The sequence below is a fragment of the Flavobacterium sp. LC2016-23 genome (genome assembly GCF_009674775.1).
Lineage (GTDB): Bacteria > Bacteroidota > Bacteroidia > Flavobacteriales > Flavobacteriaceae > Flavobacterium.
This window is the reverse complement of the sequence record NZ_WKKE01000002.1, coordinates 120324-141293: the sequence shown is the minus strand read 5'-3', so window position 1 is coordinate 141293 and position 20970 is coordinate 120324. Positions and strand designations below refer to the sequence as shown.

Sequence of the window (20970 nt, the reverse complement as noted above, 5' to 3'; positions counted from 1 at the left end):
TATAACAAAATAAGTTAAATTTTTGTTGTAATTCTTTAATTTCAAACAGTTCTGTAACGCTAAAAGCTGATGACCAACTGAATACAAAAAAAAGAAGTTAAAAAAAAGTTAAAAACTATATTTTACAGATTTAAAAATGGCAAATCAAAAGTATTGAATTCTATATATTTGTTTTTAAAGAATGATGAAAATGAGCTTCCTTAAAAAAACAAATATACCACAAATACTTTTTCTAATCTTAGTTTTAGGATCCTGCGGAAAAGATAAAAAAAATACAGAAAAAGAGATTACGGCGGTCGAAGATACTTTACCTAAGATGAAACCGTTAGGGCCTGAAAAAAAAATAAGCCAGGCTTATATTAATTCGGTAGCTGGAAGAATAAATCACTTTTACACTAAAAACTGGAAAAACAACAGTATGAACGGCGGTTTTCTGGTTGCTAAAAACGGTCAGATTATTTTTGAACGATATAATGGCTACGCAGACAAAAATGAAGGTACTACCATAAATGCAGATACTCCTATTCATATTGCCTCTGTCAGCAAAGTTTTGACGGCAACTGCCGTTTTAAAATTGGTGAATGCCGGAAAACTGGATTTAGACCAAAAAGTAAACACGATTCTAAAAACCTTTCCTTATCCGGAATGTACGGTTCGAATGTTATTGAGCCACCGCAGCGGAATGAGAAATTACGCTTATTTCACCGACAGGGATAAATCGGTTTGGGACAGGCACAATCAACTGACCAATAAAGATATTTTAGAGCTTCTGGCTACTAAAAATATTGGCCTGGAAGCAACAACAGGAACGCGTTTTGCCTATTGCAACACCAATTATGCCATGCTGGCGCTTATTATTGAAAAAATAACAGGGCTGACTTATAAAGAAGCCATGACCCAAATGATTTTTAAGCCACTCGGAATGACGCATACTTTTGTTTTCGATTGGGAAAAGGACAGAAAAACAATCGTTCCGTCTTATAAAGGAAACAATGTCGAAATCGGACTTGATTATATGGATGCCGTTTATGGCGATAAAAACATTTTCTCGACCCCGCGCGATTTATTAAAATTTGACCGTGCGAGAAATTCCCCTGATTTTTTAAAGCCTGCGCTATTAAAGCAAGTCTATACCGGTTATAGCAACGAACGTAAAGGCACCAAAAACTATGGTTTGGGAATCCGAATGATCAATTGGGAGACCGGACAGAATTTTTACTTTCACAACGGCTGGTGGCATGGATACACTTCATCGTACATTCCGTTACAGAAAGAAAACATTACTATTATTGCCTTATCGAATAAATTTACGAGAAACACGTATGCGGTGCGTAAACTGGCTCCGGTTTTCGGCGATTACCCGTTTAATTTTAAGGACGAAGAATAAAGATATTTTTCTGTAAAATTTATTACGAAACTAACTTCAAATAGTATAAATTTGCAAACTCATTTTTGGGGTCGACTGGTTTTGACAGCAAGTCGAATTGAAAAGTAAGCACGTCGAGCATTGAGACCTTGCTCGTAAATATAAGATCTTACAATTTTACACGGCGAAAATAACTACGCTTTAGCTGCATAATCCGAATTATAGTAAGATTAGCCACGTCCCTATCAGATAGGGAAGCTGGATTCTCCTTGAAAGCCTTGGTTTGTGGCGGTCAGTACAGGGGAACCGTAAAAATAGACCTAGATTTCCATGAGCTTCGGGTGGATTTCGAAATTAAGAAGATAAGTGTTGAGTGGTTGTTCCTGACCTAGCTTAACATCGAAAATCCAATCAGGAAATAAACGCGTAGAAAGCTCTTTAGTTGCTTGTTTGGACCCGGGTTCGATTCCCGGCGACTCCACTAAATAAAATCGCAATTATCAAATATGTTGATAATTGCGATTTTTTATTTTTAATTCCCTCCCGGCATTTGGCCACCTGTTTAAAATTCCCTTTGTTCAGGTATTGTTGCTTTTTACAGAATTACCTTTAACACTATTTGTTACAATTTAGAACACGAAACCAATCCAAACTTGTTACAAATTGAACTAATTTTGAAAGCGTAAGAGATAAAAACCACGATTTATTATTACAACTAAAAGCGTTTGCCTGTTTCACAGCGAACAGGATGATTCCCAAAAACAAAATAGCAATCCTTAAAAGATCATTTTATTGGATGAAGATTCATCGCTTTTATAACGATTTGCAACTATAAAAGAAAATTAAAATGGTACATGAAAGAGTAATGGAAAAGCTGGCCATTCTGTCGGATGCGGCAAAATATGATGTCTCTTGTTCCTCTGGTCAGAGCAATCGAAAGAATAAAGACAAAGGACTTGGAAATTCCAGCGGATCCGGTATTTGCCATTCCTATACCGAAGACGGGCGTTGTGTGGCTTTACTGAAAATTCTACTGACCAACCATTGTATTTTTGATTGTGCGTATTGCGTCAGCCGAAAAAGCAATGATGTCAAACGTGCTGCCTTTACGGTACAGGAAGTTGTGGACCTTACGATTGGTTTTTACCGGAGAAATTATACTGAAGGCTTATTTCTCAGCTCCGGTATTTTTGACAATCCCGATTTTACTATGGAACGTCTGGTTAGAATTGCGAAGAAATTAAGGCTGGAACATAATTTTAATGGCTACATACACCTGAAAGCGATTCCCGGAGCCAGTGACGAATTATTGAAAGAAGCCGGAATGTATGCCGACCGCTTAAGTGTAAATGTAGAAATGCCAACCGAACAAAGCCTGAAATTACTGGCACCGGAAAAAAATCATGGTGATGTCATGAAACCCATGCACTACCTTAAAAATGAAATTGCCGGCCACAAGGAAGAACGAAAATCCAACTTCAAGGCACCTCTTTTTGCTCCCGCAGGCCAAAGTACGCAAATGGTCATTGGCGCAACGAAAGAAAGCGACCTTGAAATTTTAGGAATGGCGGACTATTTTTATCAGCAGATGAACATGCGTCGGGTGTATTATTCCGGATATGTACCAATAAGCTACGACAACCGCCTCCCTTCTATCGGGACACCGGTTCCTATTATCCGTGAAAACCGTTTGTATCAGGCCGATTGGTTAATTCGCTATTACGGTTTTAATGTCAATGAGATTGTTGGATTTGACCAGCCTAATCTGGACCTGGATATTGATCCCAAACTCGGATGGGCATTGCGCAACCTGAACCAATTTCCGGTAGATGTTAACACGGCGGATCTCGAACTCATCAAACGCATTCCCGGAATCGGTTTTTTAAGCGCCCAAAAAATTGTCGCGGCCAGAAAGTTCAAAAAACTCACTGCCCCGGACTTACAGAAAATGGGGATTGCCTACAGCCGCGCACGTTACTTCCTAGCTTTTGCATCACCCTTTCTACTGCAGAAGGATTATACCGCTATTCAGATCAAGGATCACATTTTAGATGCCCAAAAAAGCAAATACCAAAACAATTTCTCCAATCAACTTTCTCTATTCGGCGCATGACACAGGTAATATATGACGGTACTTTTGAAGGATGGCTCACCGCCGTCTTTGAAATTTAAGAATTAAAACTACAAGACATCGTTTTTGCAAAACAAGAACCGGCAACCAGTCTGCTTTTTGCGGATACTTATTATGTGGTAACGGATCCTGAAAAAGCGAAACGTGTTTCCGATAGTTTAAGAAACAGGCTTTCAAAGGAAGGATTTAAAAGAATCTACAGTACGTTTTTATCAGAAACAGCACAGTCTGAAGATTTAATGTTTCGATTTGCCAGCTATGTTTTCGCCTCTGAAAAAAATATTGAAGAAGATTTGTCCAACAGCGAAGTATGGGGAGTCAGAAAAGCCGCCCAGATCACCAGAAGAGAGAGCCACCGAATGAAGGCCTTTGTTCGTTTTAAGCTAACGAAAGATCAGTTGTATTACGCTATTATCGAACCGGACTGCGATGTGCTTCCGCTAATCGAAAATCATTTCAGTAGCCGCTATGCAGATCAGCGCTGGCTAATTTATGATGCGAAACGAAAATACGGCATCTATTATGACCTCAAAAAAGTCTCGACAGTAGAACTGCAATTTAGCAGCGAGCACAATTCTGATAAATTTCTGGCTGAAATCTGTGATCAGGAAGAAGCCTTTTTTCAAAATTTGTGGGTGCAATATTTTACTCATGTCAATATTGAATCCAGAAAAAACACACGCCTTCACTTACGGCACATGCCTAAAAGGTACTGGAAAAACCTTACCGAAAAAGTTGCTAAAATTAAAAAATAGCGCTAATACTGAAGTAAAAGTGAATGTTTAAAATTAGAAAAAACTAAAAAGTAAAATTATTCGTACATGAAATACAATTGCTTACCAAACCTTTCAATAAATAGGTGTAAAGTGTTTTAAAAAAATTAACTTTGAAAAAAAACATGAAAAATACAATGATTAAAACTCTAATGCTGTCGGCAGTATTTTCTTTTGCCAGCTGCAGTGTAAGCTCAGGCGGCTCTTCACGCAACTCTAGCGGAAAGGTAAAGAGTATACCACCAGGACAGGCCAAAAAAATGAACGGCGATAAAAGTGCAAAGAAATACGCTCCCGGACAAAACAAATAGCCCTAGAAACTAGTTAATGTAAGCGGTCATTTTATATGAAATCCATTTTTAATTGCTTAATTTTTAACTTCGGCTTAGTTTTTGTCTTTAACCTAAATTATTAATCTAATACAACTATGATTATGAAATCTTTAAAACATTTATTGACTATACTTTCTTTTTTCGCATTGAGTTTCTCTTATGCTCAGGTATCTGTTAATGTCAACATTGGAACACCACCTGCATGGGGTCCTACAGGATACGATAATGCACGTTATTACTATTTACCAGATCTGGATACCTATTATGATGTAAATACGTCTAATTATATTTATGTAAGTAACGGAAAATGGATTCGCGCAAGATCATTACCAAGAGTTTATCGTAATTATGACCTTTACAACGAGTACAAAGTAGTTCTTACGGATTACAGAGGAGACAGACCTTATGATAATTACAAAGTTCATAAAGTAAAATATGGTAAAGGTTACAAAGGAGGCCCACAAAAAACAATTGGCCCAAAACCTGGTAAAGGAAACAATAAACATTCTCATGACGAACATGATAACGGTCACGGACATGATAAAGGTCATGGAAATGTCCATGGTAAAGGAAAACATTAAGATAAAATCATACAATTCAGACTGTAATCCGGTCTAATTCACAAAAGACCTGTAGACAAATTGTTTACAGGTCTTTTTTTTACTAAAGGTTCGCTTAAAAATACTTTTAAAATCCAAGATAAGAATGGTAACTTAGTAAAAATCAATTGCAATTCTCACAATCTATTCAAAAAACAGCTTAATGAAAATACTCTGGAAATATTTACAGCCACATCGTAATCTCGTTTTTCTTTCTTTATTACTCGCCGGAATAGCGCAGCTTCTTACTTTGGTTGATCCTGTCATATTCGGAAAAATTATAGATCAGTATGCCACCAACAAAAATAACCTTTCTGAAAATGAACTGCTTTCCGGAATATTATACTGGCTCGGAATTGCACTCGGAATAGCTGTATTCGCAAGATTAAGCAAAGCTGCACAGGATTATTTTACCAGAAAAGCCGTTGCCGGATTTGGAATGTCTATTTTTAACGATGGACTGAAACAAACACTCAGGCTTTCGTATCAGGAATTTGAAGAAAGCAGAAGCGGTACTACGTTATCCGTACTCCAAAAAGTAAAAACAGATTCCGAACGGTTTATCAATTCTTTTATCAACGTCATGTACTCGTCGCTCATTGGTGTTGGGTTTCTGATTTGGTACAGCATCAATAAAAACTGGCTGCTGGTTCCTGTATTTTTTATTGGTGTTGTCTTACTGGGATCACTAACGGGACTGGTTTCGAAGAGAATAAAAGGCATCCAGAAATCGATTAACCGACAAACGGACAAACAAGCCGGAGTAATTACAGAAAGCCTTCGAAATATAGAACTCGTAAAAAGTCTTGGCCTTACATTTGCAGAAATTAAGAGAATGAATCAGCAGACTTTACGGATCTACAACCTCGAGATGCAAAAAGCAAAAAAAGTAAGCGTACTTTCTTTTCTGCAGGGGAATATGCTAAATCTTCTCAAACAATCGATCCTGTTTATCTTATTATGGCTCATTTTCAGGAAAGTGCTTACGACAGGCGAGCTAATTGCGATGCAATTTATATCGACCGCCATTTTTACACCTTTACAGGATTTGGGAAATATGATCATCTTATACAGAGAGGCAGATGCTTCTTTAAAAACTTTTGACCGATTAATGAACAGGCCCATAGAAACGCGCCCTGAAAATTCTATCGAAGTGGACAAACTGGAATCCCTTGAATTTAAAAACGTTGTCTTCAAACACAAAACTGCCGGGTACAATGCTATTGACGACATCTCCTTTAAAATCAGTCTGGGCAATACTATTGCCTTTGTTGGTCCATCCGGTTCCGGAAAATCTACTTTGGTCAAATTACTCGTCGGACTTTATATTCCTGTGGAAGGAGCTATTTATTTTAATGACATCAACTCCGACCAGATCCGCTACAACCCATTGCGAAGACAAATTGGTTTTGTGACGCAGGATACCCAGCTGTATGCCGGATCTATCAAAGACAATCTGCTTTTTGTAAATCCTGCTGCTACAGACGAGGAAATTAATGAAGCACTGAGCAAAGCATCTGCCTCTGCTCTGATTGCAAAAGCTTCGCATGGTTTAAATACAATTTTAGGAGAAAGCGGAATGAAACTTTCCGGTGGCGAAAAACAACGTCTTTCGATAGCGAGAGCCTTGCTGCGGAAACCACAGCTGCTTATTTTTGATGAAGCAACATCTGCCCTGGATTCCCTGACCGAAGAACAAATTACGGCAACTATCCGGGAAATTTCACAAAGCAGAAAGCGAATGACCATATTAATTGCACACAGACTCTCCACCATCATGCATGCTGATACTATTTATGTTTTAGAAAAAGGAAAGATTTCTGAAACAGGGACCCATGAAGAACTTCTGGAGAAAAAAGGTCTTTATTATTCTATGTGGCGTCAGCAGGTTGGGGAAAGAAGATAAAATAATAACAAATAATCCACTGATATTGTGACTGGTAACGATAATATAAATTATATAACAAACACCGAGAATTATATAAATTAAAAATTGGGATCGGCTGTATTTTTGAAACGTCTTTAAGAGATAAAAACAGGATCAATCACAACCTTTTTTCATAAATACATTCGACCATGGCTTACGCAAATAATGATTTAACCCGCTTTTTAGATGCTCAAAATAAAATGTACCTTACTGCCTTTTCAGAAATTAAAAAAGGAAAAAAAGAATCGCACTGGATGTGGTTTATCTTTCCTCAGATAAAAGGATTGGGAAAAAGCAGTATAGCTGATTATTATTCAATTGCAAATTTGAAAGAAGCTGAAGCCTATCTGCAGCATCCCATTTTAGAAAAACATCTTGTAGAAATCTCACAACTTTTATTACAATACAAAAGGAAATCTGCCGAAGCTATTCTGGGAGAATTAGATGCCCGAAAATTGCGTTCATCACTAACATTATTTTGTCAGGTCGAAAATGCAAATCCTATATTTAAAGAACTTCTGGACACTTTTTTTGCCGGCCATTTAGATCCGCTAACATTGTCTATTGCTCATGCCACGATGCCGGTTCTTGAAAAAGTAGCTTAATTGAAAATTGGAGCGATAAACTCCATAACTTTTTAAAAACAGCATGTATTATCTGGACTTATACGGTAAAACAGCTGTTATTGCTTTCGGTACTTTAGCTGTATTTTTTACAAAAATTTGAAGTTTATTGAAACTCAAATCTTAACTTTATAGCTGGTGTCAGTAAGACCGACTATACTACTGGTTTGTACAACTAAAAATTCAGAAAAAATGACGACAGAAAACAACGATACTCTTTTTCCAAAAGGCAACAAACTACCCAATGACTGGTTTAGCGGCGAGGCTTTTTTAACTCCTTTGATTGCACGGGACAAAAACAACGAATTTTCGGCAGGCAGCGTCAGCTTTGACGCGAAGGCAAGAACCAACTGGCATACACATCCCAAAGGTCAAGTCTTACTGGTAACGGAAGGCCAGGGATATTATCAGGAAAAAAATAAAGCTGCCCAAATCATTAAAAAAGGCGATGTCATCAATATTCCTGAAAATGTCGAGCATTGGCACGGAGCGTCAGAAAACACAAATATGACGCATATTGCCATTACAAATTACAAAGACGATTTGCAGGTCACCTGGCTTCAGCCTGTCACAGATGAAGAATACCAAACTGCCCTACAATCAGCCCATAATAATACATAGTCCTTAAATCTTTATTTTAACTGAAGTCGTGGGCCCTTCGAAATTAAAAGAAGTTTAGGTATTTCATTTTAAACATAATCATTAAAAAAACCTGTAAATATATTGTTTACAGGTTTTTAACTTTTAACTTTAGGCTAATTTTAAAAATTGTACTTATTTTCTTTCTATTTTAGCATAAAGAAATAAATACCGAATCAAGACAGATCAATTATTTACCATATTAAAGCCTGATAATATGAATAGCACTTCCTTACTTCGTCCTGTACTATTGATCATAATGCTACTTTTTCTGTCTGATTTAAAAGCACAGGGAAAAGGTTTTCAGGTACTTTTTACCACCGAAAATGATTTTTTAGCCATTAAGAATAAGGATGAAAATTATACGGGAAGTGCCAAAATAGAAGTGCAGTTTCCGGAATTCATTAAATGGTTTCCTTTTTTTAAATACAAGAAACCGGAAGAAACGCTCACGATTCAGCGTATTGGTATTGGCGGAACCGCTTACACGCCCCAAAATTTAGCGGCATCAGAACCCATTACAAACGACAGGCCTTACGCCTCGCTGATGTTCCTGAATTTTGGAAATACCTCTTATAATTTGGTAACGGGAGCTGTACTTCAAAGTGAAATTGTAATTGGTGCTATAGGTACTTCCCTACCCGGCAATGCACAATCCTACATCCATAAACACCATTGGTTCGGATCAACCCGGGATGTGCCCATGGGCTGGGACAATCAAATTGGGTACAAAGGATCTTTTATTTTTAATTATAACGCCCGAATGGAATGTCCGGTCTTTCCGGGATTTAATGCTGATGCAAAATGCAGCTGGCTGCAACTGCGTTGGCGTGCCGGGGCAGAATTGGGAAACTACACTGCGAATGTAAAAGGCGGAATAAAAATAAACCTCCTTAATTTAAACAGCGGAATTATGCAGGACTATTCTCCGAGTGTTCCCGGCACTTTTCTTAAAAAAACACCTGCTATTTTTCCTGCGATCCGAATGAATGTTTTTATCACGCCCGAAATAAGAGCCGTTGCCTACAATACCACTTTAGAAGGGCTGCTGTTCAGCGATCACAGTATTTATAAAATTCCGCACAGTGATGTTAACCGTGTTGTATTTGATGTTAGTGCCGGAGTAAATGTACTGATCAAAGACCGGTTTTATTTAAAATATGCCCTTTACGGAAGAAGCAGGGAATATAGCGGCGGAAAAGATTTTCATTACTGGGGCGGGATTTCACTGGGATATTCGCCGGCCCGATGGAATCGATAAAAATCTATTGGTCACTTTCATTTCCTTTTAACAAAACCGGCAATTCACATCCTTTCCTGAACAAAACCAGATAATCCTTTAACATCTTTCCCTCCGCTTTTTTTGTAATTTTACAGCAATCCAAATCTCTCCTATGAAACGTTCCGGTACGGCAGATCTCCCTTTACATTATGGTCATGTTCCTTTATGGCTTGCTGACCGAATGTCAAAACTTGGCTTTGCGATTGTAGAGACGATTGCTATGGAATTTTCAACCTCTGAAGTCATCAGTAAACTGAGTAATCCGTTTTGGTTTCAGAGTTTTGGTGCGGTTATGGGCATGGACTGGCATTCTTCGGGAATTACAACTTCTGTTTTGGGAGCTTTAAAAAAATCGGTTAATCCACATTCGAAAGAACTCGGAATTTACATCTGTGGCGGAAAAGGCAAACATTCGATGCTTACACCGCGGGAACTTTTGTCTGTAGGTGAAAGAACCGGACTCGATGGCAATGATCTGGCCAATTGCAGCAGGCTTACCGCTAAAGTAGACAACACGGCCATTCAGGATGGTTTTCAATTGTACCAGCACAATTTTATTGTCGACAACAAAGGACAATGGACGGTAATCCAGCAGGGAATGAACCCGAATTCAAAAACCGCGAGAAGGTACCATTGGCATTCGAAAGATTTAAAATCCTTTATAAACGAACCCCATACTTTCATCTACGGTGAAAATCAGGGCGCGATCCTTAATCTTACGGCCGGAACCGCGGAGAAATCCCGAGCCGGTATTTTAGAATTATCGAAAGAATCCCCGACCAAAATCATGAAGGAAATGCAACATCTTTCTTTGCCGTCCCATCACGACGTGAGGATGGAAGATGTCAATATGAAACGTCTCGGGGCAATGTTATGGGCCACGCACGAAAACAAACCTGAAGATTTTGAAGAACTTTTACTTCTAAAAGGAATGGGACCAAGAGCTCTGCAATCGTTAGCCTTAGTAAGCGAAATTATTTACGGAACACCAACACGCTTTGAGGACCCTGCCCGCTTTTCTTTTGCACACGGCGGAAAAGACGGCCATCCCTTTCCGGTTCCGGTAAAGATTTATGATGAAACGATTACTACTTTACAAAGAGCAATCAACCGTGCCAAAATTGGCAACAGTGATAAAGTCGATGCGATTCGAAAATTATCTGAAATTTCCCGAAAAGCAGAAGAAGGTTTTACCCCAAACACTAATTTTGATGCTTTGATTCAAAAAGAAAGAAATGAATCACATCTATATGGCGGAAGAACCGTTTTTGGCGATGCTAAACCTCCAAAAAACAAACCTGCTAATCCCGGAAATCAGTTGGAATTGTTTTAGTTTGGGTAAACTATTTTTATTCTTTTAGAAATCAATATCATCCTGAGCGGAGCCGAAGGCTTTTTTTAGATGGAAAGAGCTCCGACTTCGCTCAGCCTAACACCAATTTGAATTACAACCAAAGGAGCCTGCTTATGTAAAAACCAGAAACATCAAAATAGCTAATCAACTCATAAACAGATATCTATTTTCATTTTTAACACACTTCTTACCGAAAACATGGGAATTATGTAAATCACAAAACAATAAAATTATCTTAAAGAGGGTTATATTTATATGAAGTTAATTTTAACATTAAAAAAATTACATTATGAAAAACCCATTTCTAAAAAAACAGCATGTTCTTGTTTATCTTTCCGTTTTATTCTTAGTACTTAGTCAGCTATCCTGCAATAATGAAGATAAGAATAATAATGGTAGTGATGACGATGATGATGTACCTGTTGGAACACTTCCTCCGGTAGAAACTAAACCTGCAAACTCAACTTATGTTCCGGCATTTAAAGGACAAACCCGAATTGCCGGGATAAAAACCGAAACTGTTTATACGACTAAAGTTTTCGCCGAAGGTTTGGCCAGTCCCTGGGGAATGGATAATTTACCTGACGGAAGAATTATAGTAACTCAAAAAGCGGGTACCATGAGAATTGTTACTCAGGCCGGAACTGTTGGCGGAACAATTACCGGAATTCCGGCAGTAAACAGTAACGGACAAGGCGGTTTATTAGATGTTGCCATTGATCCTGACTTTGCTACAAACCGAATGGTGTACTGGAGTTTTTCGTTTAACGGAACTGCAGGTACTGCAACAGCCGTAGCAAAAGGAAAACTTTCTGCAGACGAGACCAAAATCGAAAATGCTGTTATAATTTATAAAGCAATTCCGGAATTTAACAGCACGTTACATTACGGTTCACGCCTTGCCTGGGACAAACAGGGAAATCTTTTTGTAAGCACCGGGGAACGTTCTGATATCGCCTCAAGACCGCTGGCCCAGAAATTAGATGCTGCTCTTGGTAAAATTGTACGCATCACCAAAAATGGTGAACCTGCTGCGGGAAATCCGTTTATTGGTCAGACAGGTGTATTGCCTGAAATTTATTCGTACGGACACCGGAATCCTCAGGGGCTTGCCATTCATCCTGTAACGGGAGACCTTTGGGAAGTGGAACACGGACCGCTGGGAGGTGATGAACTGAATAAAATTGTAGCCAGCAAAAATTACGGCTGGCCAACCATTACCTACGGCCTGGAATATAGCGGTGCAAAAATCGGAGACGGTATTACCACCAAAAGCGGTATGGAACAACCGGTTTATTATTGGGATCCTGTAGTTTCGCCAAGCGGAATTACTTTCTACTCAGGAAATTTAATTCCGGAGTGGAAAAATAATTTATTTGCTGCTGCATTAAGTGGTCAGCATGTAGTGCGACTTGTACTTAAAGACAATGTTGTAGTGGCCGAAGAAAGATTGCTTACTTCTGCTAATAGCCGTTTTAGAGATGTCTTAGAAGGAAAAGACGGCGCTTTGTATGCTGTGACAGATGGCGCAAATGCTAAAATCTACAAAATTGCAAAATAAGCACAACAGTTAATCAGAGGTGAAAAATCAAGTTTTTCATCTCTGATACTTATTTGTAACCATCAACTGAAAAGTCTCTTAATATACTTTTCAGTTTTTTTATTTGGATATATGTATTCAACTACGTAGTTTTGTACCTATATCTAATTTGAAATAAAAATGGAAATAAAACTTATCCAAAATGAATATGAAAAAGAAATCGTTGATTTAATTTTAAACATTCAGCAGAAAGAATTCAATGTTCCGATTACCTTAGAAGATCAGCCGGATTTATTAGACATCAAAAACTTTTATTACGAGTCAGGCGGTTTTTTTCTGGGCGCTTTTATTGACGAAAAACTGGTTGGAACTATAGCACTGGTAAAGTTTAATGAGGAAGCCGGAGCGATCAGGAAAATGTTTGTGCGAAAAGAATACAGGGGAAAAGAATTTAATATTGCGCAGCAATTGTTAGAACAATTAATACAATATAGTGAAGAAAACGGCTTAAAAGACTTATATTTAGGAACCGTTTCCATCTTACAGGCGGCCTTGCGGTTTTACGAAAGAAATAATTTCATTACCATCGCAAAAGAGGCGCTTCCGGATGATTTTCCGCTGATGCGACCTGATAATGTATTCTGTCATTTACCCCTAAATCCAGCAAAATGAATATAATTGATGAAATAGGTATCCTTGCCCTCTCCACCCGATTACAGCGCTTAAGTGAGCAATTGCGCAAGGATGGTGCTTTGGTTTATAAATCTTTCGATATTGATTTTGAGCCCAAATGGTTTCCCGTAATTTATACTTTACATATCAAAGAAAAGCTGAGCGTGGTTGAAATTGCCAACGAAATTGGGTACTCTCACCCTTCGACGATTAGTTTACTGAAGGAACTTGAAAAACTAAAAATGATCAGTTCTAAAAAAGATAAATCAGACGAGCGAAAAAGATTAATTGTGCTAACGCCAAAAGGAAAAGAACTGGTTCTAAAAATGCAGCCGGTCTGGACGGTCATGAAAAACACACTCGCCGAAATTGCTGATAACCAAAATAATCTTTTAAAAGCCATCGAAGAAGCCGAACAAAAATTGGCGACACAAGGCTTTTTTCAGCGTGTTTCGGAACGCAGCAGGTAATATTATAGTTTGCCTGTTATTTTTTTTCTGTGATTGTGCCCCCATTTTGCCAACGATTCGATCACTTCTTTTAGGGTATGACCATATTCGGTCAGCTCATATTCGACCGTTATGGGTTTTGTGTTTAAAACCGTTCGAGTCACCAGTTGATTTTCTTCCAGGTTTTTGAGTTCCCTGCTTAACATTTTACCCGAAATTCCTTCTACTTCCCTTAAAAGATCCGTGAATCTTAACGTACTAAAACACAAGGAAGCAATAATCGAAATTTTCCATCTTCCGTTCAGGATATCCATGGCATCGTGCACTGCCATGATGTTTTTGTTGCATTTTTGCTGGTCGTGTTGTAGCTCTTTAATCATCGTATGTTAGTTAGTTACCCGGATGTAACAGTTACTTTTGGTAATCAGATGACAAAAATAAACGTAAAGTCTTTACTTTTGACAATAATTTAAATTTAATATAAAAAATATGGCCTTAATAGAAGCACTTGAATGGCGTTATGCTACCAAAAAAATGAACGGACAAGTTGTTCCGCAGGAGAAACTGGATTATATCCTTGAAGCAGCACGATTAGCTCCTTCTTCATCCGGTTTACAGCCTTATCAGATTTTTGTAATTTCTAATAAAGAATTACAGGAAAAAATCAGAGCCGTAGGTTTTGACCAGAGTCAGATTACCGATGCATCGCACGTATTGGTTTTTGCATCCTGGGACGGCTATTCCCTGGAAAAAATTTCAGCTGTATTTGACAGAACCATTAAAGAAAGAGGATTACCTGCTGAAGCCATGGATGATTATAAAAAAATGCTTTGGGGAATGTACGAGCCTCTTGGTCAGGAATGGCATGCTATACATGCAGCCAAACAAGCTTACATTTCGTTTGGTCTTGCGATCGCTGCTGCTGCTGAACAAAAAGTAGATGCAACACCTATGGAGGGTTTTATTCCTGCTGAAGTAGATAAGTTATTAGGGCTGAATGAACTTGGACTTAAAAGTGCTATCATCCTTACGCTTGGTTACAGAGATGAGGCAAACGACTGGCTGGTAAACATGAAAAAAGTGAGAACTCCACAAAATGAATTCATAACAGAGATCAAATAAGAGATTAATTTCTGTTTCATAAAAATGCTTTTGAAATTGCTTACACGGCACTTTCAAAAGCATTTTTTTTATCTTGAAAAGACTTTTTCGCGTTAAAATCTTATTTGGTCAATACTACGAGCTGTTTCCCTTTTTCGACTACGTAAGTGGCGAGTTCAACAGCATTTTCATTGGTATCATTTTTAGCGGAATGAACCGTTCCTGCGGGAATAAAAAGCACCTCTCCGGCTTTTAATGTTACCGGCAGGCTTCCTTCAACTTCATACTGCAAAGATCCTTTTACAACATAAATAATTTCTTCTCCGGGATGATAATGTTTACCAAAAGCGGTATGTGCTCCGAAATCTATAGTGGCCTGTACGACTTCTTTTCCCTGAACACTCAGATCGTGCTGCTGTAGCAGGGTACGTTTTATTTCCGCTTTTTGAGCTGCTACGGAAACCGGAAGCATAAAGGCTGCAAAACTCATAATTGCAATGGCATTCCATACGAGTTTTTTGTTTTGTAAATTTTTCATAAGTTATTTTTTAGATTAATAATTTGTTCAAAATCACAAACACTTCTAGATTTTGATACATCAAAGGTATTTCGGTAACGCTCTTTAGAAAAGCATTAAAACAGGGAAACCGTCTAAAAAAGCGCTGAATTGGACATTTAGGTACCTGAAATTCTCTTCCTTATTTTAAACCATCCATAAAGTTGTCAGGTTGATCTGAAAAATAATAGTAGTAAACTGCAGAATACACTATTTCTACAAGCACTTGTTTGAGGTTCTATCATGAACTGATCACGTTATGACATGCTCAATTGGCGTCAGCTCCCTGTAATTTGACGTCCGGAACGCCATTCATCACGTCTTAAACGTCATTAATGGCGTCTCTGGTTTATAATTATAGGTTGTGAACGTAGTTTGTAGGGTTCAGAACCCCAATGACGCCTGACGCAACGTATAATTATACAGCGCAGAGGCCATAATTGGTATTTGAAAAAGGATACTTAGAGTTACAGACGTGAAATTTTATGGTAACTGACGCCAAATATCTATTTTAGAAACTCTTTCTAATTAAAAACAAAAAGAGACTTTTATTAAAAAGTCTCTTTTTGTTTTTCCTATTTATAAAGGTTATTTATCCTTTAATATCTTTTCTACGTACTCTAATTTTTCTTTTTCAGCCTGTACGAGACGCTCATAAAGTTCAACTACTTTATCTAAGGGATTAAATGTACAATGATTAGAATTAAATATTCCGTCTTTTGCACTGTTGTCGTAAAAAGTATTGAAATAGTTAATCATATTTTCTTCGGAAAAGTTTTTAATTGCTTCTGTAGTCACTCCCAATGCTTTCGCTACCTCAACAAGTCTTTCCTCATCAATATTTTCACTGTTTTCAATAGCAGATATTGTCTGCTGGCTTGTTCCTAAGGCTTGTGCCAACGCCTCCTGCTTCATGTCTTTAAGTTCACGAATGCGGCTGATATTTCTGCCAATGTGTTTGGTTTTTGTTGCTGTGCTCATATTTCAAGGGTATTTAAATTTCTTTTAAAAAAAAGATTCCGTTTAAAACAAGTCCTGATCAGTAGTATATCATTTTTATCTTCCTGCCTGAATTACGGACAAAAGTACAATTTCTGGGTTCAGATGAATTCCTTTGAAGGCTTTAGCCATATAAAACTGCAGGTTTTATTTTAAACCTCTTTTCGCAAATTCGGCTAAAGCCATTGCGATATTTTATTATAACCTCCAGCTAAAGCTGGAGTCAATTCAATCTATATAGAGTAGTGATTGCTAAACATTTTATTTTTTCAATAGTTTTTCTACATACTCTAATTTTTCTTTTTCAGCCTGAACTAAACGTTCATAAAGTTCTACTACTTTATCAAGAGGATTGAAATTACAGCTATATGCATTTCCATTAACAACATTGCTGTCATGATACGTATTTCCAATAATATTTAAAACAGCTTCTTCGGAGAAATTTTTAATGGCTTCTGCTGTTACACCAAGTGCTTTAGCAACTTCTATCAGTTTGTCTTCATCAATTGTTTCGCTGTTTTCAATAATTGAAACAGCTTGCTGGTTGGTGCCTAAAGCTTGTGCCAATGCTTCCTGCTTCATATCGCGAAGTTCACGAATACGGCTGATTTTTCGGCCTATATGATTTGGTCTTGTTGCTGTGCTCATATTTCAAAGGTATTTAAATTTCTTTCAAAAAACAGATTCCGGTTAAAACAAGTCCTGATCAGCAGTACACCATTTTTATCTTACTGAAGGACTTACAAACAAAAGTACAATTTTTCGGATAAAGTATCCACTACAACCGAAATCCGGGTAAAGTTGCAACTTAACAAAATCAAAACACTGAATTACAATTACTTAACATTTACCTGCTAAATATTTTACTATATTTAAACAATTTTGATTTTTCATTACAATGTATGAAATATCAGGAAAGAATAGCGAAATATCATTATTCAAAAAGTAGTAAAAGCTGAAATATCCCCATTTCACACGTTCTTCTATCTGGTCTGATCTTTGCCTGATTTGATTATCGGTAAACAAACCTGAAAAACTGAGCTCTACGGATTTTATTTTTTTGCCGAACATCATGTTTAAAATCCACTTCCTATTTTTCCAATCTTTACAATATAATTATGAAAAAATTTTATGAAACAGAAACCCTTTTTGCCGATACGGGCGATCGAAAGATTGCTTATCGCTCTTATGGCAAGGGAAAAACGATCATTTTTGTAAACCGTTTCAGAGGAACTCTTGACACCTGGGATCCCTTATTTATCACCATGATGGCTAAAAGATTCCATGTAATTACTTTTGATTACTCCGGAATTGGTTCGTCCGGCGGAACTATGGCACCTGACATTGCGATTGTAGCCAAAGATATTAAAGATCTGGCCGACTGTCTGAAACTGGGCACTTTTATTGTTTTAGGATGGTCTTATGGCGGATTGGTGGCTCAGGCCGCTACTTTATTGTATCCGAATCTGGTCACTCATGCTATTTTACTGGGAACAAATCCCCCGGGCAAAAATGAAGTGCCGTTTGAGCAGGCTTTTCTGGATGCTGCGCTAAAACCAGTCAATGATTTTGAGGATGAAGTGGTTTTGTTTTTCGAGCCGAAATCAGAAAGAAGCCGTGCTGCTGCAAAAGCATCCCATGAGCGGATTCATAAAAAATTAGATGTCAAAAAGATTCCTTCGACTATGGATGTTTTTCAGGTTTATTTTGCGGGTGGAGACGGTTTCCGGGAAGATATTTTAAACTTCAGGGAACAGCTTAAAAAAACCAAAACGCCGGTGCTGGTTATTTCGGGAGATCATGATATTAGTTTTGCGGTAGAAAACTGGTATCCTGTCATCAATCATATGGTCAATGCACAACTGATTGTCTATTCTGAAACGGGTCACGGACCTCAGCATCAGTATCCGGAACTGACAACAAAATACATCATCAATTTTGTGAAATACATGCATTAAAAAAGAGGAAGTTTTTGGCTTCCTCTTTGTATTCAAATGACATCAAATGCGACATGTTTAATATATTTCCTGTTGTAGGTATACAAAACATGAATTTTCCCGTCTGTGGTCTGTATAATGGCCGGATAACTGAATTCGCCTTCGGTTTGATTTTCGAGATCAAACAGTTTTTTCCATGAAATTCCGTTTGATGAATATTCTACGTCAAGGATATTACGTCCGTTGAACCAGTCTTTTCCTTGCGGTAATGGATTATTGACCAGTAAAAAAGCTTTTGGGGATAACGTCAGAGCATCAATTCCCGAATTTGAATTTACAACATTAATACTATCGGTTTCCGCCCAGTGCTGCCCCTTGTCCTTAGACCAGCTTGTTATTATTTTATTGTGTTTGCTTCGCGATAACATCTGAATCGTGTTATTGGCGTGCACTAAAAACGTGGGTTGAATCACATCAAACTGTTTTTTGTCTGCTACCGCTATTTTTTCCCAGGTATCGGTTGCTTCTGTGTACGTTTCAACATGTACCCTCCATTGGTTATTTTGGGTACTTTCTGTACTGCTGCCGCATAAAAGAACACCCGGAACAACCTCAACGGGCTTATTTTTAATCGGACCGAGAATTCCTTCCGGCAGGTACTTTGGGGCACTCCAGGTTTTCCCGTCATCTTTTGACGTAATCATAGCGCCAAACCATTCTCTCGGGTTTTTTCCGACTTTATAAAACAAATACAAATTATTGCTTTTGCTTTTGAATACTACCGGATTCCAGCAGGGCAGTGTATCGCCTTTGATAATCGCAGGTTTAATAAGATTCTGAGGTACGGACCATTTTTTATCTTTATAAACCGAAAAATAAATCCCTACGTCTTTAGCGCCTTCGTATTTGCCTCCAAACCAAGCCGCCATAAGCGTATTGGGCTTAATTTCGACAAGAGTTGCCGCATGGCTGTTATGGGTAACAGGTTCATCGGCAATGTAACTTTGTGTAATATTTACTGCCTGAAGGTTTTTCTTCGGTACAGAAGTGCAGGAAATACAAAGCGCCAGCAATAGAATTACTAAAGGTTTAAATTTTAAAATCATTTTAGTTAGTGTTTAAATTCCAAATTAGAAACTCCAAATTCCAAATTTCCTCATTCTCTAATTTTCTAATTCTCTCATTTTCTCATTTTCCAATTTTCTTCAACCCAACTGCATGTCCAAAAAGGGCGTAATACAAAATGAAGACATAACAAGGAAGTATAATCCAATAGCCTTCTGTCGCAGCGTTTGCAGTCGCTGCCTTTTGTGATAATCCCATGGCTAACATATCTGCCTTGTTTAAATCTACAAATTTTCCATACAGCGGAGGAATTACCGCCCCTCCTGAAATAGCCATAATTAACAATGCTGAAGCGGTTTTTGTAAACTTACCGAGACCTTTTAATGTCAGAGGCCAGATTGCAGGCCAGACCAATGCATTTGCTATTCCTAAAGCGGCCACAAATAAAATGGATACAAAGCCCGAGGTAAATACAATGAAGAATGAGAATATAATCCCCAGAATGGCACTTACTTTTAATGCTGCTGTCTGGGTGATATATTTTGGAATTAAAAAAGCGCCAAGCGCATAAGTGGCTACCATTGCCAATAAGGTAAAGGTGGTAAAAAACTTAGCCTCTTCTGCAGGAAAACCCAATGAGATTCCATACGCTATAATGGTATCTCCCGCGATAACTTCGACTCCCACATACATAAAAAGGGTTAACACACCCAGCCATAAATGCGGAAACTGAAAGATACTTGTTTTTGTCGTTTTGCCTTCTTTTGCTACTTCTATAGGTTCTGCTTCGACATCCGGCAAAGGGGCTTTCCTGATTAGTATTCCCAGAACAAATAAGACTACTGCCATTGTAATATAGGGTGCAACGACACTATCTGCCATAGTATCTAATAATTGTTTCTTTTCTGTTACCGATACGACACTTAGTTTTTTCTGAATTTCATCAATTCCTGATAGCAGAAGGCTTCCAAAAATAAGGGAACCTAAAGCTCCTGCAATTTTATTACAAATACCCATAATCGAAATTCGTTTCGCAGCACTGTCAATGGGGCCTAAAATAGTAATATAAGGGTTTGATGCGGTCTGGAGTAATGTCATTCCGGTGCCCTGAATAAAAATACCGGTCAAAAACATCCAGTAGGTTCTCGCCTCGGCAGCCGGAATAAATACTAAAGCTCCTAATCCCATGATAAACAACCCCAGGGACATTCCTTTTTTATAGCCAATCTTTGTTAAAATATAAGATGCGGGCAGTGCCATAACTACAAATGAAATATACGATGCCGATGCTACTAAAAGTGATTGCGCAGATGTTAACTCGTTTATGGTTTTCATAAACGGAATCAGCGCTCCATTGATCCAGGTTACGAATCCAAAAATAAAGAAAAGACTTGCTATAATTATAATTGGAATTAAGGTACTATTCTGGTCAGAAGAAGATGGTTTATTGCGATTAGCCATGATTATTCTTTTATTTATGAATGATTGTTCTCTTATCAATTCTTTAATCTTCACGATTAAAAAACCGACAATCATTCCTGTTTACATTTCTATTTATTATGCTTTTTCTGTTTGACTGTTTTCCCTAAATAGCAAAAGGAGAGTTACCTCTCCTTTTTGCCTTG

Annotated in this window: 21 protein-coding genes and 1 other RNA gene; 16 read left to right on the top strand and 6 right to left on the bottom strand. The window is 37.9% G+C overall.

The annotated features are described in order from the left end of the window. Positions 1 to 184 precede the first annotated feature (184 nt). The 14 genes from GJU43_RS02185 (at position 185) to GJU43_RS02120 (ending at position 13708) form a co-directional block, all read left to right on the top strand. Complete coding sequence (locus GJU43_RS02185) at positions 185 to 1387, top strand: serine hydrolase (RefSeq protein WP_154339331.1); 1203 nt, start codon at positions 185 to 187, stop codon at positions 1385 to 1387. A gap of 67 nt (positions 1388 to 1454) precedes the next feature. Next, positions 1455 to 1850, top strand: a transfer-messenger RNA (tmRNA) gene (gene ssrA, locus GJU43_RS02180). A gap of 363 nt (positions 1851 to 2213) precedes the next feature. Further along, positions 2214 to 3479 (top strand): putative DNA modification/repair radical SAM protein, encoded by a 1266-nt coding sequence (locus GJU43_RS02175; RefSeq protein ID WP_154339210.1) that lies wholly within the window; start codon positions 2214 to 2216, stop codon positions 3477 to 3479. A 77-nt stretch (positions 3480 to 3556) separates the two neighbouring features. Then, complete coding sequence (locus GJU43_RS02170; RefSeq protein ID WP_370455482.1) at positions 3557 to 4252, top strand: TIGR03915 family putative DNA repair protein; 696 nt, start codon at positions 3557 to 3559, stop codon at positions 4250 to 4252. Positions 4253 to 4407: 155 nt separating this feature from the next. Beyond that, the gene (locus GJU43_RS02165) at positions 4408 to 4581 is read left to right on the top strand and encodes a hypothetical protein (protein ID WP_229654983.1); all 174 of its coding nucleotides are present in this window, start codon (positions 4408 to 4410) and stop codon (positions 4579 to 4581) included. A 122-nt stretch (positions 4582 to 4703) separates the two neighbouring features. Next, positions 4704 to 5183, top strand: coding sequence for a hypothetical protein (locus GJU43_RS02160; protein WP_154339209.1), 480 nt, complete (start codon positions 4704 to 4706; stop codon positions 5181 to 5183). A gap of 181 nt (positions 5184 to 5364) precedes the next feature. Beyond that, positions 5365 to 7107, top strand: coding sequence for an ABC transporter ATP-binding protein (locus GJU43_RS02155; RefSeq protein WP_154339208.1), 1743 nt, complete (start codon positions 5365 to 5367; stop codon positions 7105 to 7107). A 170-nt stretch (positions 7108 to 7277) separates the two neighbouring features. Next, positions 7278 to 7733: a DUF1810 domain-containing protein gene (locus GJU43_RS02150; RefSeq protein ID WP_154339207.1), complete on the top strand. Its 456-nt coding sequence runs from the start codon at positions 7278 to 7280 to the stop codon at positions 7731 to 7733. Positions 7734 to 7943: 210 nt separating this feature from the next. Further along, entirely contained in the window at positions 7944 to 8372 is a 429-nt protein-coding gene (locus GJU43_RS02145) for a cupin domain-containing protein (protein WP_154339206.1), read from the top strand. Between the two features lie 235 nt (positions 8373 to 8607). After that, positions 8608 to 9651, top strand: a complete 1044-nt coding sequence (locus GJU43_RS02140; protein ID WP_154339205.1) for a lipid A-modifier LpxR family protein — start codon at positions 8608 to 8610, stop codon at positions 9649 to 9651. Positions 9652 to 9784: 133 nt separating this feature from the next. After that, a complete protein-coding gene (locus GJU43_RS02135; protein WP_154339204.1) occupies positions 9785 to 11005 on the top strand; it encodes a DUF763 domain-containing protein in 1221 nt (406 codons plus the stop codon). A 310-nt stretch (positions 11006 to 11315) separates the two neighbouring features. Further along, positions 11316 to 12587: a PQQ-dependent sugar dehydrogenase gene (locus GJU43_RS02130; RefSeq protein ID WP_154339203.1), complete on the top strand. Its 1272-nt coding sequence runs from the start codon at positions 11316 to 11318 to the stop codon at positions 12585 to 12587. A gap of 159 nt (positions 12588 to 12746) precedes the next feature. Further along, positions 12747 to 13238, top strand: coding sequence for a GNAT family N-acetyltransferase (locus GJU43_RS02125; RefSeq protein ID WP_154339202.1), 492 nt, complete (start codon positions 12747 to 12749; stop codon positions 13236 to 13238). Then, the gene (locus tag GJU43_RS02120) at positions 13235 to 13708 is read left to right on the top strand and encodes a MarR family winged helix-turn-helix transcriptional regulator (RefSeq protein WP_154339201.1); all 474 of its coding nucleotides are present in this window, start codon (positions 13235 to 13237) and stop codon (positions 13706 to 13708) included. Before GJU43_RS02125 ends, GJU43_RS02120 begins: the two co-directional genes overlap by 4 nt. Before the next feature lie 2 nt (positions 13709 to 13710). On the opposite strand, the gene GJU43_RS02115 is transcribed toward GJU43_RS02120, so the two are convergent. Beyond that, a complete protein-coding gene (locus GJU43_RS02115) occupies positions 13711 to 14067 on the bottom strand; it encodes a helix-turn-helix domain-containing protein (protein ID WP_229654982.1) in 357 nt (118 codons plus the stop codon). A 109-nt stretch (positions 14068 to 14176) separates the two neighbouring features. Here GJU43_RS02115 and GJU43_RS02110 point away from each other — a divergent pair, with 109 nt between their 5' ends. After that, positions 14177 to 14809 (top strand): nitroreductase family protein, encoded by a 633-nt coding sequence (locus tag GJU43_RS02110; RefSeq protein WP_154339200.1) that lies wholly within the window; start codon positions 14177 to 14179, stop codon positions 14807 to 14809. Between the two features lie 100 nt (positions 14810 to 14909). Here the strand turns inward: GJU43_RS02110 and GJU43_RS02105 are convergent, their stop codons facing one another. The 3 genes from GJU43_RS02105 to GJU43_RS02095 all read right to left on the bottom strand — a co-directional run bounded on the left by GJU43_RS02105 (position 14910) and on the right by GJU43_RS02095 (position 16991). Continuing rightward, on the bottom strand, positions 14910 to 15326 hold the full coding sequence (locus tag GJU43_RS02105) for a cupin domain-containing protein (RefSeq protein WP_154339199.1): 417 nt from the start codon (positions 15324 to 15326) through the stop codon (positions 14910 to 14912). Between the two features lie 606 nt (positions 15327 to 15932). Beyond that, positions 15933 to 16325 carry a helix-turn-helix domain-containing protein gene (locus tag GJU43_RS02100; protein ID WP_154339198.1) on the bottom strand — a complete coding sequence of 131 codons (393 nt, stop codon included), beginning with the start codon at positions 16323 to 16325 and terminating at the stop codon, positions 15933 to 15935. A gap of 279 nt (positions 16326 to 16604) precedes the next feature. Next, positions 16605 to 16991 (bottom strand): helix-turn-helix domain-containing protein, encoded by a 387-nt coding sequence (locus GJU43_RS02095; RefSeq protein WP_154339197.1) that lies wholly within the window; start codon positions 16989 to 16991, stop codon positions 16605 to 16607. Positions 16992 to 17461: 470 nt separating this feature from the next. Here GJU43_RS02095 and GJU43_RS02090 point away from each other — a divergent pair, with 470 nt between their 5' ends. After that, positions 17462 to 18301, top strand: a complete 840-nt coding sequence (locus GJU43_RS02090) for an alpha/beta fold hydrolase (protein WP_154339196.1) — start codon at positions 17462 to 17464, stop codon at positions 18299 to 18301. 32 nt (positions 18302 to 18333) lie between these two features. On the opposite strand, the gene GJU43_RS02085 is transcribed toward GJU43_RS02090, so the two are convergent. Both GJU43_RS02085 and GJU43_RS02080 read right to left on the bottom strand, forming a co-directional pair. Beyond that, entirely contained in the window at positions 18334 to 19386 is a 1053-nt protein-coding gene (locus tag GJU43_RS02085) for an exo-alpha-sialidase (RefSeq protein ID WP_154339195.1), read from the bottom strand. 82 nt (positions 19387 to 19468) lie between these two features. Beyond that, a complete protein-coding gene (locus GJU43_RS02080; RefSeq protein WP_154339194.1) occupies positions 19469 to 20806 on the bottom strand; it encodes a sugar MFS transporter in 1338 nt (445 codons plus the stop codon). Positions 20807 to 20970: the final 164 nt, after the last annotated feature.